General features: G+C 31.9%; 15 protein-coding genes and 1 tRNA gene. 10 read left to right on the plus strand and 6 right to left on the minus strand.

Annotation, left to right across the window (positions count from 1 at the left end; genetic code table 11):
• Positions 1 to 9: 9 nt before the first annotated feature.
• Positions 10 to 528 carry a hypothetical protein gene (locus tag EV196_RS04955; RefSeq protein ID WP_132215549.1) on the minus strand — a complete coding sequence of 173 codons (519 nt, stop codon included), beginning with the start codon at positions 526 to 528 and terminating at the stop codon, positions 10 to 12.
• A gap of 201 nt (positions 529 to 729) precedes the next feature.
• Positions 730 to 1,683, minus strand: a complete 954-nt coding sequence (locus tag EV196_RS04960; protein WP_132215551.1) for a PhoH family protein — start codon at positions 1,681 to 1,683, stop codon at positions 730 to 732.
• A 245-nt stretch (positions 1,684 to 1,928) separates the two neighbouring features.
• Between EV196_RS04960 and EV196_RS04965 the strand changes: the two genes are divergently transcribed.
• The 5 genes from EV196_RS04965 to dnaN all read left to right on the plus strand — a co-directional run bounded on the left by EV196_RS04965 (position 1,929) and on the right by dnaN (position 7,242).
• Positions 1,929 to 2,789 (plus strand): SAM hydrolase/SAM-dependent halogenase family protein, encoded by an 861-nt coding sequence (locus tag EV196_RS04965; protein WP_132215553.1) that lies wholly within the window; start codon positions 1,929 to 1,931, stop codon positions 2,787 to 2,789.
• 176 nt (positions 2,790 to 2,965) lie between these two features.
• Complete coding sequence (gldF, locus tag EV196_RS04970; RefSeq protein WP_132215555.1) at positions 2,966 to 3,685, plus strand: gliding motility-associated ABC transporter permease subunit GldF; 720 nt, start codon at positions 2,966 to 2,968, stop codon at positions 3,683 to 3,685.
• Positions 3,682 to 4,176, plus strand: coding sequence for a hypothetical protein (locus tag EV196_RS04975; protein WP_132215557.1), 495 nt, complete (start codon positions 3,682 to 3,684; stop codon positions 4,174 to 4,176). The genes gldF and EV196_RS04975 overlap by 4 nt, the downstream gene beginning before the upstream one ends.
• Complete coding sequence (gldG, locus tag EV196_RS04980; protein WP_132215560.1) at positions 4,160 to 5,827, plus strand: gliding motility-associated ABC transporter substrate-binding protein GldG; 1,668 nt, start codon at positions 4,160 to 4,162, stop codon at positions 5,825 to 5,827. The genes EV196_RS04975 and gldG overlap by 17 nt, the downstream gene beginning before the upstream one ends.
• 296 nt (positions 5,828 to 6,123) lie before the next feature.
• Positions 6,124 to 7,242, plus strand: coding sequence for a DNA polymerase III subunit beta (gene dnaN / locus EV196_RS04985; protein WP_132215563.1), 1,119 nt, complete (start codon positions 6,124 to 6,126; stop codon positions 7,240 to 7,242).
• A 122-nt stretch (positions 7,243 to 7,364) separates the two neighbouring features.
• On the opposite strand, the gene EV196_RS04990 is transcribed toward dnaN, so the two are convergent.
• Positions 7,365 to 8,210, minus strand: coding sequence for a universal stress protein (locus EV196_RS04990; protein WP_165876104.1), 846 nt, complete (start codon positions 8,208 to 8,210; stop codon positions 7,365 to 7,367).
• Positions 8,211 to 8,494: 284 nt separating this feature from the next.
• Between EV196_RS04990 and EV196_RS04995 the strand changes: the two genes are divergently transcribed.
• The 4 genes from EV196_RS04995 to EV196_RS05010 all read left to right on the plus strand — a co-directional run bounded on the left by EV196_RS04995 (position 8,495) and on the right by EV196_RS05010 (position 12,090).
• Positions 8,495 to 9,268 carry a DUF3108 domain-containing protein gene (locus tag EV196_RS04995; RefSeq protein WP_132215569.1) on the plus strand — a complete coding sequence of 258 codons (774 nt, stop codon included), beginning with the start codon at positions 8,495 to 8,497 and terminating at the stop codon, positions 9,266 to 9,268.
• 94 nt (positions 9,269 to 9,362) lie between these two features.
• Complete coding sequence (locus tag EV196_RS05000) at positions 9,363 to 9,737, plus strand: FUSC family protein (protein ID WP_132215572.1); 375 nt, start codon at positions 9,363 to 9,365, stop codon at positions 9,735 to 9,737.
• Between the two features lie 138 nt (positions 9,738 to 9,875).
• Positions 9,876 to 10,928, plus strand: coding sequence for a M28 family peptidase (locus EV196_RS05005; RefSeq protein WP_132215574.1), 1,053 nt, complete (start codon positions 9,876 to 9,878; stop codon positions 10,926 to 10,928).
• A gap of 148 nt (positions 10,929 to 11,076) precedes the next feature.
• Positions 11,077 to 12,090: a M28 family metallopeptidase gene (locus EV196_RS05010; RefSeq protein ID WP_132215577.1), complete on the plus strand. Its 1,014-nt coding sequence runs from the start codon at positions 11,077 to 11,079 to the stop codon at positions 12,088 to 12,090.
• Positions 12,091 to 12,100: 10 nt separating this feature from the next.
• Here EV196_RS05010 and EV196_RS05015 read toward each other — a convergent pair whose 3' ends face one another.
• The 3 genes from EV196_RS05015 to bshB1 form a co-directional block, all read right to left on the minus strand.
• Positions 12,101 to 12,493: a hypothetical protein gene (locus EV196_RS05015; RefSeq protein WP_132215579.1), complete on the minus strand. Its 393-nt coding sequence runs from the start codon at positions 12,491 to 12,493 to the stop codon at positions 12,101 to 12,103.
• A 66-nt stretch (positions 12,494 to 12,559) separates the two neighbouring features.
• Positions 12,560 to 12,635: transfer RNA gene (locus EV196_RS05020), tRNA-His, on the minus strand.
• A 114-nt stretch (positions 12,636 to 12,749) separates the two neighbouring features.
• Positions 12,750 to 13,469: a bacillithiol biosynthesis deacetylase BshB1 gene (gene bshB1, locus EV196_RS05025; RefSeq protein ID WP_132215582.1), complete on the minus strand. Its 720-nt coding sequence runs from the start codon at positions 13,467 to 13,469 to the stop codon at positions 12,750 to 12,752.
• Between the two features lie 334 nt (positions 13,470 to 13,803).
• Here bshB1 and pckA point away from each other — a divergent pair, with 334 nt between their 5' ends.
• Complete coding sequence (gene pckA / locus EV196_RS05030; protein WP_132215585.1) at positions 13,804 to 15,435, plus strand: phosphoenolpyruvate carboxykinase (ATP); 1,632 nt, start codon at positions 13,804 to 13,806, stop codon at positions 15,433 to 15,435.
• Positions 15,436 to 15,446: the final 11 nt, after the last annotated feature.

Below are 15,446 nucleotides of genomic sequence, written 5' to 3' on the forward strand. Positions count from 1 at the left end.
TTATGCTAATTATTTAAAACGAATATTATAGGTAACGCCTACCCCAACATTTTGTAAATCCAGATCGTTTTCTGCAAATGTATTTTGGTAAAAAGCGTAAATGTTCCAGTCTCTATTATGATAACCTACTTGTGGATTTACATATAAACCACCATCGTTATTATCAATATTTGTTAATAAACCATACCCCACATCTGTACCCACAAAAAGCCCATTAGGTGTAAAATAATAACGTGCGAAGCCAGCAATTGGAACCATTCCAAAATCTTCAAAACCATCTTTACCAAAATAGTGGCTATAACCAGAAGCAACACCAATAGCAAAATTTGGGTTGAACAAATACTGACCTCTTAAATCTACACCTAAATTGAATGATGAGGCATCGTTGGCATCACCTACTGGAATTCCAGCTGTTAAACCTGCTTTTAGCCAAGAATTGTCTGGTGTAATGTCTATATCTGTTTGTTGGGCAAAAATTGAAGTTGATCCTATTAAACTGATTGCGATAATTAAAAATAATTTTTTCATAATGTTCTTTTTTATTGTTTGTATTGCAAATCTCGCCAACAAAACCTTTAAACTATTTACATGATTTTTATAGAATTTTATAGAATTAAAAGGCTGTTTTATATACTCAACAGAAAATCAATTGTTTATAAAAAAGAGGATATAAAAAAAGCCAATTAAATTTATAATTGGCTTTTTTAAATAACATTGTATGTTTTTTATTTAATCGACGTGCTCAATGCTTTTATAAGCTTCAATCACTTTCTTAACCAAACGGTGACGAATGACGTCTTTATCGTCTAAAAATATCATGCCCACACCTTCAACATCTCTTAATATTAACAAAGCCTCTTTAAGACCAGAAATAGTACGACGTGGTAAATCTATTTGCCCAGGATCACCTGTTAATAAAAATTTAGCATTTTTCCCCATACGGGTTAAAAACATCTTCATTTGGTTGTGCGTAGTATTCTGACCTTCATCTAAAATCACAAAAGCATTATCCAAGGTACGCCCACGCATAAATGCTAATGGAGCTATTTGAATGGTACCGTTTTCTATGTACATAGCCAGTTTTTCGGCAGGTATCATATCACGCAACGCATCATACAGAGGTTGCATATATGGGTCTAGTTTTTCTTTTAAATCGCCCGGTAAAAAGCCTAGGTTCTCCCCTGCTTCAACTGCTGGACGGGTTAAAATAATACGTTTTACCTCTTTATTTTTAAGCGCTCGAACCGCCAAAGCAACACCTGTATAGGTTTTACCTGTTCCTGCTGGCCCGATGGCAAATACCATATCGTTTTCTCGCATACTTTCAACCAATTTACGTTGGTTTGCGGTTTGCGCTTTTATAAGTTTACCACCAACACCATGCACTAAAACTTCACCACTAGATGCAGATGTTGAATAATCGTCACTGCTTTGGCTGGTTAGCACACGTTCAATAACGTTCTCGTCTAGCTTATTGTATTTGGTAAAATGAGTTAAAAGCATTTTCATGCGGCGGTCGAATTCTTCCAACAATTCGTCGTCGCCAAAGGCTTTAATTTTATTGCCTCTTGCTACAATTTTGAGTTTAGGGAAATACTTTTTTAATAATTCAATATTGGCATTATGGGCTCCAAAAAATTCTTTTGGGGTAATTTCTTCAAGTTCGATTATTATTTCGTTCAAAGGCGTAGATTTTGTTTATAATTTCATCTCAGATTCATACTATAAATACCTAGTATTCTGAAATGGTTTATTAGTTTTATTCAATTATTTAAATTTGATAAATTTATCTTCATAAACCTACATTTTTCATGTTAAACATAAAAATGAAAACAAAAAATTTATGTAGGTTTGTTTTATCTTAGTTAAAACTCAAATGTAAACAAATTTGTGTGTACTAACAGTAAAAACATATCAACAATTTACCAATGGCCATCATAACATTAACTACCGATTTTGGGGAAAAAGACCACTTTGCTGGTGCTACAAAAGGTGCCATTTACAGTGAATTGCCCGATGTTAAAATTGTTGATATCTCACATTCTGTTTCGCCTTTTAATATTTTAGAGGCTGGATATATTATTCAAAATGCATACAACAGTTTCCCGAAAGGGACGATACATATTATAGGTATAGATTCTGAAATTAACGAAGAAAACAAACACATTGCCATAAAACTAGACGACCATTTTTTTATTTGTGCCAATAATGGGATTATGAGCATGATTTGTTCTGAAATTGCACCAGAAAAAATTGTAGAAATCAATATCCATGATAGAATACAAAGTAGTTTTCCTGTTTTAGATGTTTTTGTAAAAGTGGCTTGCCATATTGCGCGTGGTGGTACTTTAGAAGTTATTGGAAAAACCATTACCGAAATTAAGCCTACAAAATACATTACCCCTTTTGTGAACGACGATAAAACCCAAATAATTGGCAGCGTTATTTATGTTGATAATTATGGAAACGTGGTTACAAATATTACACGTTCCTTTTTTGAAACCATACAAAAGGGCAGAACGTTTGAAGTTTCGGCAAGAAACAATAAGTTTAAAAAAATACATAAACGATATAGCGATATTGTAAATTTTGAAATTCCTGAAGAAAAACGACACGATGAAGGCAGAGGCTTAGTGGTTTTTAATTCGGGTGGTTTTTTGGAGATAGCCGTTTACAAAAGCAATAGTGCCACCGTTGGCAGTGCCTCTACACTCATGGGGCTTTATTTAATGGATACGGTGAGCGTTAATTTTAGCACAGAATCTATGCTTCCAAAGAGCTTAGAGTAATTAAAAGAGAATCAAATCAATAATAAATGTTGATAAGAATTGTTAAAACAGGATTTCTTAGTAATTTTGAGCAATCAACTGGCAATTGACAATTAATAATGAAAAATTAATAAATATAATACCAGAGAAACACTTTAAACTTTTAAACTATAAACTCTTAAACTTTTAACCAATTAATGCTCGCCATACTTAAAAAAGAAATAAATACATTTTTCGCATCGCCTATTGGCTACTTGGTTATTGGCATATTCTTAGTACTTAACGGCTTGTTCTTATGGCTTTTTAAAGGTGAAAACAACATACTCGATTATGGGTTTGCCGATTTATCATCCTTCTTCCAATTAGCGCCTTGGATTTTAATTTTTCTAATTCCTGCGGTTACTATGCGTAGTTTTTCAGATGAAAAAAAACAAGGTACCTTAGAGTTACTACTTACAAAACCCATCACCCATTTAAACATTGTTTTAGGCAAATATTTGGGGGCTTTTGTTTTAATTTTAATCGCCTTATTACCAACTTTATTGTATGTATATACGGTTTATCAATTAGGAAATCCTGTTGGTAATTTAGATTTTGGTAGTACAATGGGCTCTTATTTCGGACTTTTATTTTTAATTGCTGCTTATACGGCTATTGGCATATTTACTTCTACTTTATCAGACAACCAAATTGTGGCGTTTATAGCATCGGTCGCTATTTGTTTTATGTTTTACATTGGTTTTGATAGTGTTGCAGACTTCACCTCAAGCAATTTTATAGAACAATTAGGTATGAACGTTCACTACAAAAGCATCAGTCGTGGGGTTATTGACACGCGAGATATTATCTATTTTTTAAGCATTACCGCATTTTTTATCATACTAACAAATCTTAATATCAACAAAGAAGAAAAATGATTTTAACACCGCTGTTCGTTATTTTTTTAATAGTCGTTTTTTTACTGGTTTGGGCTTTTACCAACACCATAGATAAACGCAAATGGCTCAGTTTTTTAATAAGCATCGTATTAACGCCTATTGTATATTTTTATGTTTTTTATCCGCTTATAAACATTTTTAGTAGTTACCATCACGAAAAGCATTTTGATGTGGAGGCTTGGGAAACAAAACCGTCATTACGCTACGAAATGAGTAATGAAATAACGCAAGAACAAATGTTTAAAGGCAAAACCAAAAGTGAAGTAAAAGCAGTTTTGGGTAAAAGTGAATGGTATGGATGGGATGATAGTATTAAAGCCAACTCGCCCAATAAATGGAACTACAATTTAGGATACAAACCAGGAGCTTTTAACCTAACCCAAGAATGTTTGGAATTGGAATTTAAAAACGACAAAGTTGTAAGTGTTAAACAATATCAATTAGAAACTAAGTTTGAAGAAGCACCTTAAATACATAGCAATATTATTAATTGTATTAATAGCCATTAACTATATAAGTAGTTTTGCTTTTAAACGTTTCGATTTAACTGAAGACAAACGCTACACCTTAAGCGATGCTACCCTCAATATTATTAAAAAAGTTGATTCGCCCATTGAAATCGATGTGTTTTTAATTGGTGAAGATTTTCCTTCGGAATTTCGACGGCTTCAAAATGAAACCAAACAATTACTTGAAGAGTTTTCATCAGAAAATAAAAATATCATTTTCAATTTCATCAATCCGTTACAAGATGATGCGACTCGCGAACGTAACATTCAGCAATTAACAGAAAGAGGTTTAACGCCTATGCAGTTAAGTGTTCAAGAAAATGGTAAAGCATCCCAAGCTATTATTTTTCCTTGGGCATTGGCGAGTTATAATGGAGAAACCGTTATTATTTCATTAGTGAAAAATAAAATTGGCGCTTCGCAACAAGATTTAGTTACCAACTCGGTACAGCATTTAGAATATGCTTTTGCTGATGGATTTAACAAATTAACAAACCCAAAACATCGCAAAATTGCTGTTTTGCGAGGTAATAAACAGCTAGCAGATAAATACGTTGCCAATTTTATTAAAAAACTTAGCGACTATTATTTTATCGCACCTTTTACTTTAGATAGTGTTGCGAGCAATCCTCAAAAAACTCTTAAAGATTTAGAAAATTTCGATTTAATAATTTCAGCAAAACCTACCGAAGCCTTTACAGAAGAAGAAAAATTGGTATTGGATCAATATACCATGAATGGTGGAAAAAGCTTGTGGCTTATTGATGCCGTGGCCATGGAAAAGGATAGTTTATACAACGATTCTGGTAAAAACTTTGCAACCGCTAGGGACTTAAATTTAACCGATTTCTTTTTTAAATACGGTGTTCGAATTAATCCCGTAATTGTAAGTACGCTTTACTCCGCTCCTATTACTTTGGCTATGGGTGAAGGAAGTGATTCGCAATTTCAACACTTACGCTGGCTGTATTCTCCTTTAGCTTCAACTAACGATACACACCCTATAGTTAATAATTTGAATTTGGTGAAGTTTGATTTTGCCAACCAAATAGATACTTTAAAAAACAACATCAAGAAAACTATTCTACTTGAAAGTGCGCCCATGACCAAATTGGAAGGTACACCCAGAGAAATTAGTTTGGATGTGGTTACACAAGAACAAGATCCTTCAACATTTAACAAAGGAAATCAAACCTTGGCCGTTTTATTAGAAGGTAAATTTAGTTCGGTTTATGAAAATAGAATAAAACCTTTCAAACTTCAAAAAGAGTTAAACAAAAGTGTACCCACAAAAATGGTTGTTATTGCCGATGGCGATGTTATAAAAAACGATGTTTTTAGAAACGCACCACAAGAATTAGGATTTGATAGATGGACAGGACAAACCTTTGGCAATAAAGAATTTTTGCTGAATGCGGTTAATTACTTATTGGACGATAACGGACTTATAAACATTCGTTCGAAAGAAATAACCGTTGAATTTTTAAATCAGGATAAAATTGCTGACGAAAAAACCAAATGGCAACTTATAAATATTTTGCTTCCGCTCTTATTATTAGGGGCTTTCGGGGTGGTTTTTAATTATTTCAGACGAAAAAAATATGCACAATAGTATATTAATTCTGGTATAAACAACTTCATTTAGGTAGTTTTAAATGTTAATAAGTTTGTTTCCAATATTAATAGGTATGGAATATATTTGTAAGTAGTATAATTAAAACTTAAACTAAGTTCTTTTTAGATGAAATATCTAAACTTAAAACAATAAGTATTAACACATGAAACGAGCATGTTGAAAATTTCATTATCCACGGAAATGATTAATAGCTAACAACATGTTTTAATTAAATGAAAACTCAAACAAGTCCCCTTTGGGGATTTAGGGGATAAAAAAATAAATATTAACACATGAAATTTATAGTATCAAGTACCTATTTATTAAAACAATTGCAGGTTTTAGGTGGTGTTATTAATAGTTCAAACACCTTACCTATTTTAGATAATTTCTTATTTGAATTAGATAATTCAAAATTAACAGTTTCAGCAAGTGATTTAGAAACCACTATGGCTTCTTCTTTGGAAGTAGAAAGCGATAGTACAGGTAGTGTAGCAATTCCTGCTCGACTATTATTAGATACTTTAAAAACATTTCCTGAGCAACCTTTAACTTTTGTTGTTGAAGATAACAATACCGTTGAAATTAGCTCAAACCATGGTAAATATGCTTTAGCATATGCTGATGGAAAGGAATTTCCAAAAGCAGTTTCGCTTGAAGACCCAAGTAAAACCGTAGTTCTTGGTGATGTATTGGCAACTGCAATAAGCAAAACTATTTTTGCGGCTGGAAACGACGATTTACGCCCGGTAATGAGCGGTGTGTTTTTTCAGTTTTCAACTCAAGGTTTAACATTTGTTGCTACAGATGCTCACAAATTAGTGAAATATACCCGTGAAGATGTGAAAGCAAACCAAGTAGCAGAATTCATCATGCCTAAAAAACCTTTAAATTTATTAAAAGGGATTTTAGCAGGAAGTGAAAATGATGTTACTATAGAATATAACGATTCTAACGCTAAATTTACTTTTGAAAATTCAGAATTAATCTGTCGTTTAATTGATGGAAAATATCCTAATTATGAAGCGGTTATCCCTAAAGAAAACCCGAACAAATTAGTAATTGATAGAACACAGTTTTTAAATTCTGTACGTCGTGTTAGTATTTTCTCAAATAAAACAACACACCAAATACGTTTAAAAATTGCTGGTGCAGAACTTAATATTTCTGCTGAGGATATTGATTACAGCAATAAAGCTGAAGAGCGTTTAACTTGTGATTACCAAGGTGATGATATGCAAATTGGTTTTAACTCACGCTTTTTAACAGAAATGTTAAATAACCTAAGTTCTACCGATGTGCAATTAGAAATGAGTATGCCAAATAGAGCTGGTATTTTAACCCCTATTGATGGTTTAGATGATGGCGAGCAAGTAACTATGCTTGTGATGCCCGTAATGCTAAATAGCTAATAAAATCTACACAAGTAGAAATCTCATAAATATAAAAGCGACTATTTTGATTTATTCAGAATAGTCGCTTTTCCTTTAAATAAACCACCGCTACACGGTATGATGGCTGTTTATTTATAAAATCAATCTTGATGTTTTTTCATCACCAAAAATGGAATATCTATTTTAAGTGCCATATTTTCGAAAGTATTCTTATTAAATAAACGTTCTAAAAATGAATGTTTACTCATGTGCATCGAAATCATTTTAATATTATTTGCAATTATATAGTCGTGTATTGCTTTATAAACATCGTTGTCTTCTACATGCATATTTTCAAAAATAGGATTTGAAAAATTCGAGTTGAAGAAATCTATACCACTGTTCAATTCCTCAGATAAATCGTTGTCACAAAACACGTGTAGTACACATAATTGACTGTTCTCTAAAGATAGGATATTCGCTAATGGTTTCAATTCAAGCTTCTTATAAACTCGTTCATAACTTGTTGTGAATACTACTTTCTCTAAATTAGAATATTTACAATGATCTGGTATTGCCAAAACAGGTACCTTACTGCCTTTTATTACGTGAACAGCATTGCTTCCAAAAAGTACTTTACTTATTCCAGATGCACCTTTGGTTCCCATAACTATTAAATCTATTTTATATTTTTCTGAAACCTGATTAATGGAATCTATAATATTATCATAGTCTACAATAGTTTTAAATTGATGTTTGTTATTCTTATACTTTACTTTTATTCTTTCTATAATATTATGAATGGATTTTTTTGAGGCATCAACAATAGTATCATAAATAGTAGTGGATGCATTCACTACCATAAAATCATCTGAAATAAATGATGATGTTTTTTGTACATTCAGAATATAAAAAATACATGGAGTATTTTTATAAAGTTCCATCGCATAATTTATAGCGTTTATTGAGTTTTTTGAAAAATCTGTTGGCAATAATATAGCTTTCATGTGTACGTTTTTAATGTTGTTTAACATTATATTTTCACAATAATTTTCATTATTAGCTAAAAGTGCTTATTTAGAATATACTTTTAAAAAGTTAACACCAAGCAATGCTGTAACAATAAAATTGATTTATAGTAAAAATAAAGGGAGTTCAACTAGAAAACTATGATAAATATCAGCCATACCTGTTAATATTTTATACAAATAAAAATTAGTTTTATTTCTGAAAGCATTGTATTTTCGGCACAATAAATGCTGAATATTACGTTATCAATTCATTTAATTATATGACTCGAATCTCCATTGTTTTTTTATTATTCGTAGCTTTAACAGTTACTGTTTCTGCTCAAAATAAAGCCATAGCTTCAGGCGAAAAACTAACCTATACAGCTTCCTACAATATGTCTGGTGTTTTAACCGATATTGCTCAAGTAACCATGGAAGCGAGTGAAGTAAAAACCTCAAAAGCGACGCTTTTAAAACTAAAATGCACAGCCGCAACTTATAGTAAATGGGATAATTTTTTTAAAATTAGAGATTTATATGAAAGTTATGTAAACCCAACCAACTTAACGCCCTATTTATACAATAGAGACGTGAATGAAGGAAACTATTTTAAAAACATGAAATACACCTTTAGCCATGGTACCAATACAGTGAAATCTGTAATGAAAAGAAAAAATAATTTTGTTGAAAATAAAAACTTAAAAATTAATTCTGGAACAAAAGATATTGTATCTACTTTATACTACATGCGAATTTTAGACTACAAAAACATGTCGGTTGGCACAAAAAAAACCTTCACAATTCTATTTGACAAAGAAGAAATAAAAGGTATGATAACCTATTTGGGAAAAGAGACCATTTCTACAGCTATTGGTAAAAAAGAATGTTACAAACTGGCTGTTGGCTCTAGCGAGACCAATGTTTTACAAGGAAAAAATAATAATTTTTTATGGTTAACTGCCGATGAGAATAAGGTAATTGTTTACGGCAAATTTAAAATACCTGTGGGTAATGGTGAATTAAAAATTAAATCGGCTTCAGGTTTAAAAAACTAAATTTAAAATGAAACGAGCATGCTAAAAACACTTTGCTAAATAAATGCCTCATAGCAAATTACATGTTTCCATTAAAAAACAATAAATATCACACATGAAAAAAACAGTTACAATTCTAGCCATCATAACCAGTTCTATAGCTATTATTTTTTCAGTATTACCAATTTCAAATTTATCTATTTTTCCTGCTGCATTTGCTTTAATTTTTTGTGGTATTGCTTATTTTCTATCGAAGAAAGCTGGCAAATTAAAAAAAATTATTCCATTTACTTTTTTACTAACTATATGTGCTTTATCAATAACAACTTACAAAGCTTTTTTTGTTAAAAACGAAGTGGTAAATACCCCGGTTTTAGATGAAAAAGAAGCTCAATTTGAAGAAGAAGCTATTGAAGAATTAGAAAATTTAGATCTAGAAAGCATTGAAATTGAAGATGTTGAGCTTGAAAGTTTAAATTTAGAGAATTAACAGTAAGTAATTTCTTAAATTAATTTATTATATTTGCCACACACATAATAAAAAAAACGGACATTCTAAACATTTTCCTGCCCTAGAGAATGGTTTTACCGTAAGTTACTAGATAAATAACATCTTTTAAATTTATACATGAAAACCTTTTGCATACTCTCAGCATTTGCGTTACTTGGTACTTGTGCCAAACCAAAATATACTGCAAGAATACAAACCCTTAAGGACAATATTAAGCTAGAAGATAGCACTTTTGTTATTAGTTATGCCAATACCATAACTTCTGATGAATTAAGCACTCATTTATACACCTTTTCTTCAAAAGATTTTGAAGGCAGACGTGTAGGTGAACCAGGGCAAAAAAAAGCGGCACAGTTTCTTAAAAACTACTACGAAAGTGAAAAAATTAATTCGCCGTACGGTGCTAATAATTATTTTCAAAATATACCAGCAGACTTTTTTTCAGATGGCTTTAAAGCCTCAGAAAATGTATTAGCATACATTAAAGGTTCTGAAAAACCAGAAGAATTAATTATAATTTCCGCACATTTAGATCATCTTGGGATTAACGAAGAAGGAAAAATAAACTATGGTGCAGATGATGACGGCTCTGGCACCGTAGCTATTATGGAAATTGCACAAGCTTTTAACATGGCAAAAAAAGAAGGACATGGCCCCAAAAGAAGCATACTCTTTCTGCATTTAACTGCTGAAGAAATAGGTAAAAGAGGTTCTGAATATTATGTACTTCATCCAGCATTTCCTTTAGAAAATATCATTACCAACCTTAATATTGATATGATTGGTAGAGTTGATGATATCCACAAAAACAATAAAAACTACATTTACCTTATAGGAACAGACAGGTTAAGCAAAGAACTTCATTACATTTCTGAAAAAGTCAACAATACTTTTTTCAACATAGATTTAGATTATAGGTACAATGACGAAAGAGATAAAAATCAATATTACACCAGATCGGACCATTACAATTTTGCTTTAAAAAACATCCCTGTTATTTTCTATTTTAACGGTGAACATACCGATTACCACCAACCAACCGATACGCCAGACAAAATAGATTATAAGTTATTAGAAAAACGTACAAAACTCGTGTTTGCTACCGCATGGCAAATTGCAAATCAGGCAAAAAGACTAGAAATAGATGCTAATAACAAATATCTTAATTAGCTCAAAAATTGGTTCCTTTAATTGATTTTTGTATTATAATAGCATATTTTAGCTTCAAAAAATTGAAATAAGCATGTTAGAAATCATTCCTTAAAAAGAAATGAACTATGAGAAACAGCAGGCTACCATTAAAAGACAATAAATACACATGAAAATAAGCACTTTACTTTCCTGCATCACCTTATTAATAGTTAGTTGCAGTACTTGTCAAAACCAAAGCACATCAAAAAATGCTGCAAAAGCTATCGATTATGCAAAAACAATTTCTTCAAATAATTTAAAAGAGAACCTTTACACTTTTTCGTCTGATGATTTTGAAGGCAGAAAAACAGGAGAACCTGGTCAAAAAAAAGCCAGTGAATTTATTAAAAACCATTATATAGCCTTAGGAATACCTTCACCTATTGCAGAAGGTGATTATTTTCAAGAAATTCCAGCTTCTTTTTTTAATGGTGAAGCAACAAATGGATCTGAAAATGTATTAGCTTATATAAAAGGTTCTGAAAAACCAGATGAAGTTGTTATAATTTCTGCCCATTTAGACCATATTGGAATTTCTAAAGATGGAGACGTTAATAATGGTGCAGATGATGATGGTTCTGGTACGGTTGCCATTATTGAAATTGCCAAAGCTTTTAAAACCGCTTTAGACAAAGGCGACGGACCAAAACGAAGCGTCCTGTTTTTGCACGTTACAGGCGAAGAAATAGGACTTTATGGTTCGCGCTACTATGCCGATGTAGATCCTGTTTTTCCTTTAGAAAATACCGTAGCAAACTTAAACATAGATATGATTGGACGTGTAGACTCTAAACATGAAAACCAACGCAACTATTTATACCTAATTGGCTCTGACAAATTAAGCAAGGAGTTACACAATATTTCTGAAAATGTAAATAAGAAATATTTTAATATGAAATTTGACTATACATATAATGAGGATAACGACCCTAACCGCTTTTATTACCGCTCAGACCATTACAACTTTGCTAAAAACAACATTCCGGTTATCTTTTATTTTAATGGTACACACGCCGATTACCATAAACCAACAGATACACCCGATAAAATAGAATACGACGTTCTAGAAACCCGTACCCGTTTAATCTTTCATACAGCTTGGGAATTAGCCAATAGAGATGAACGGATTAAATTGGATTAGTTTGGGATGTTTATTCTTCAGCTAAAACGTAATCTGCTTTAACAAACTCAATAGGTGCTATAGGAAACAATTCAGGGCTATCGTCCACAGCATAATATGATAAAATACAGGAACTATTAGCTGATATAACTCGACATTGGCTATTAGGAGCACCTGTAACTGTGCTACCATCTCCAACTGTTAGTGTTATTTGTGGAATCCCTTTTACTTCAAAATTATTTGAATTAAAAAATTCAATTTCATAGGATAAAGAGTCTTCTTGAAGATCCGTTTGAGGTGTAAATGTAAAACTTAAAAGTTTATAGGTAACTGGTTGAGTGGTTATATCATCTTCTAAATCATCACTTGGACAACTAAAAAACAATAAGGTTGCAATAACAAATAATACTTTTAATGATTTCATAAGCAATTATATTTTAACTTCATCTTACAAAAAAAGCCTTCCAATTTCTTGAAAGGCTTTTGTTTTGGGTGGAAGACCGGGCTCGAACCGGCGACCCTTGGTACCACAAACCAATGCTCTAACCAACTGAGCTACAACCACCATGTAGCACGCATTATTAATGCGAGTGCAAATGTAATTGATTTCAACCTTTTCTACAAAGACTTTTTTGAAAATTTTTTAAGTATTTTATAAATAAAATATTGTTTGCTTATAACTATTTCAAATTGAACAAACTATCAACGGCAACAAAACGTTCTACATTAAAACCTTCAGCATACTCTACTCCTACTAAACGTCCTAAATCTCTCGCCCTATACTCTATACTATCTGTAAAGTTTCTACTTGAAATAGGCGTTTCAGGTTCTTTACTGCTGGCATCATAAAATTGTGTTTTATAAGCTAAAACAGATCTCATCTTAACTTCCATAAAATCAGAAACATCGACTACAAAATCGGGTTCTAAACTTTTCCATTGTATATAATGATAAACCTGCTTAGGTCTCCAAGCATTTTGTAATTCGCCTGTTTTGGTTTTAGTTTCAATTTTAACTAATCCGCTTAAAAAACAAGCATCACTTACTAATTTACTACCTTTTCCGTGGTCTATATGCCTATCATCAAACGCATTGCATATAATAATTTCAGGTTGGTACTCCCGTATTTTATTAATAATTGCTAATTGATGCACCTTATCATTTATAAAAAAACCATCAGCAAATGCTAAATTCTCCCTTATAGAAACTCCCAATATGTTTGCAGCATCCTGGGCTTCTCGAGCTCTTGTTTCAGCAGTACCGCGTGTACCTAATTCTCCTTTAGTTAAATCTAAAATCCCTACTTTTTTACCGTTGGCAATTTCTTTAGCTAGCGTAGCTCCGCATCCTAATTCCACATCGTCTGGATGTGCTCCAATTGCTAAAATATCTAATTTCATCTTTTAATTAAATTATGTAATAATTCGTTTTTCAATAGAAATTATTTCATTTTCTTAAAAAAACAACATTACTCTTACGATTTCGTAAATTTTTTATGCAATAAAAAACATAAAAAGTTCAAATATCATCAAAAACACAAACCTCATTTAATTCATGACATTAATCATAATAAAATGAAATATTCTAATGTAAATTTATGGTATTATAAATACATAACATACATCTTATTAATATGTTCTATGATATGTAAAAGTAAAATAATATATAAAATCTAAGGTCTTTTTAAATGACCTTTTTGAATAAATATTTATAGGAATCTTAAAATTGAATAAAATGGAAGAATCAGCAACTATTTCTAAAAACCATAGCTTAGAAAAATACGGGCTTACAAATGTTACCGCACATTGGAATTTATCTCCTAAAGTTCTTCAACAAATTACAGTTGAAAAAAACATGGGTAAAGAAACAATAAATGGAACATTAGCCGTAAATACTGGAAAATTCACAGGACGTTCACCACAAGACCGTTTTATTGTGAAGGACGATTATACCAAAGATAAAGTTTGGTGGGGAAAAGTTAACAAACCTGTTTCTTCTGAAAATTTTGACAAACTTGAAATTGAAGTAAAAAAATATCTTTCTGGAAAAGATATTTATGCAAGTGATGGCTATGTATGTGCTGAACCAGAATACAGAACCAATATTAGAACGATTGCAGAACTACCTTGGTCTAGCCTTTTTGTTTACAATATGTTTTTAAGACCAAGCGAAAAAGAATTAGAAAACTTTAATGAAGAGTGGTTAGTACTTTGCGCACCTGGTTATCTCTGCCCAGATCCAGCTGCATATGGCATACGCCAAGGAAATTTCTCAATCATTAATTTCACTAAAAAAATAGCCTTAGTTGGTGGTTCTGCTTATACAGGAGAAATTAAAAAAGGTATTTTTTCTGCATTAAACTTAATTTTACCAGTTGAAAAAAATGTGCTCCCCATGCACTGCTCCGCAAATGTTGGAAAAGATGGAGACACGGCCATTTTCTTTGGATTATCTGGAACTGGAAAAACAACCCTATCTGCCGACCCAAATAGAAAATTAATAGGCGATGACGAACATGGTTGGGCTGCAGATAACACAATTTTTAACTTTGAAGGTGGTTGCTACGCCAAAGTAATTGATTTGAGCGAAGAAAAAGAACCAGATATTTTTAGAGCGGTTAGACCCGGTGCTTTATTAGAAAATGTAGTAATTAAAGCGGATGGCAAAGTAGATTATTTAGATAGTAGTATTACACAAAACACACGCGTTAGCTATCCTATTAACCATATTGATAACGTTCAAGAAACACTTTATGCCAAAAACCCAAAAAACATATTTTTCTTAACATGTGATGCTTTTGGTGTATTGCCTCCAGTATCGAAATTAACACCCGGACAAGCTGCATACCATTTTATCTCTGGTTATACTGCTAAAGTTGCAGGAACTGAAGCGGGCATTACAGAACCCGTACCATCATTCTCTGCCTGTTTTGGTGAACCTTTTATGCCTCTACACCCTACTGTTTATGGAGAAATGTTAAGCAAAAAAATGACAGAAGCTGGTGTGAATGTATGGTTAATTAACACAGGTTGGAGTGCAGGACCTTACGGCGTTGGTAATAGAATAAAACTAAAATATACACGTACCATGATTACCGCCATATTAAATGGAGATTTGGATAATGTAGATTTTGAACAAAACTTTATTTTTGGATTATTCATGCCGAAATACTGCCCTGGTGTACCAACAGAAATGCTGGATCCTATGAATACTTGGTTACAAAAAGGAGCCTATATAGGTAAAGCTATTCAATTGGCGCATTCATTCCATTTAAATTTTGAAAAATTCGCAAATGAAGCTTCACAACAAATTATTGAAGGTGGTCCACTAATTGATGAACACCATCATTTAGAAGAACACTTTTAAAAGATTCTTAT

This window comes from Mariniflexile fucanivorans (assembly GCF_004341235.1).
GTDB lineage: Bacteria > Bacteroidota > Bacteroidia > Flavobacteriales > Flavobacteriaceae > Mariniflexile > Mariniflexile fucanivorans.

Coding starts and splice junctions, on each gene's coding strand:
- EV196_RS04955 (WP_132215549.1), bottom strand. CDS start 528: ATGAAAAAATTATTTTTAATTATCGCAATCAGTTTAATAGGATCAACT.
- EV196_RS04965 (WP_132215553.1), top strand. CDS start 1,929: ATGGCCATCATAACATTAACTACCGATTTTGGGGAAAAAGACCACTTT.
- gldF (WP_132215555.1), top strand. CDS start 2,966: ATGCTCGCCATACTTAAAAAAGAAATAAATACATTTTTCGCATCGCCT.
- EV196_RS04975 (WP_132215557.1), top strand. CDS start 3,682: ATGATTTTAACACCGCTGTTCGTTATTTTTTTAATAGTCGTTTTTTTA.
- dnaN (WP_132215563.1), top strand. CDS start 6,124: ATGAAATTTATAGTATCAAGTACCTATTTATTAAAACAATTGCAGGTT.
- EV196_RS04990 (WP_165876104.1), bottom strand. CDS start 8,210: ATGAAAGCTATATTATTGCCAACAGATTTTTCAAAAAACTCAATAAAC.
- EV196_RS04995 (WP_132215569.1), top strand. CDS start 8,495: ATGACTCGAATCTCCATTGTTTTTTTATTATTCGTAGCTTTAACAGTT.
- EV196_RS05000 (WP_132215572.1), top strand. CDS start 9,363: ATGAAAAAAACAGTTACAATTCTAGCCATCATAACCAGTTCTATAGCT.
- EV196_RS05005 (WP_132215574.1), top strand. CDS start 9,876: ATGAAAACCTTTTGCATACTCTCAGCATTTGCGTTACTTGGTACTTGT.
- EV196_RS05010 (WP_132215577.1), top strand. CDS start 11,077: ATGAAAATAAGCACTTTACTTTCCTGCATCACCTTATTAATAGTTAGT.
- EV196_RS05015 (WP_132215579.1), bottom strand. CDS start 12,493: ATGAAATCATTAAAAGTATTATTTGTTATTGCAACCTTATTGTTTTTT.
- bshB1 (WP_132215582.1), bottom strand. CDS start 13,469: ATGAAATTAGATATTTTAGCAATTGGAGCACATCCAGACGATGTGGAA.
- pckA (WP_132215585.1), top strand. CDS start 13,804: ATGGAAGAATCAGCAACTATTTCTAAAAACCATAGCTTAGAAAAATAC.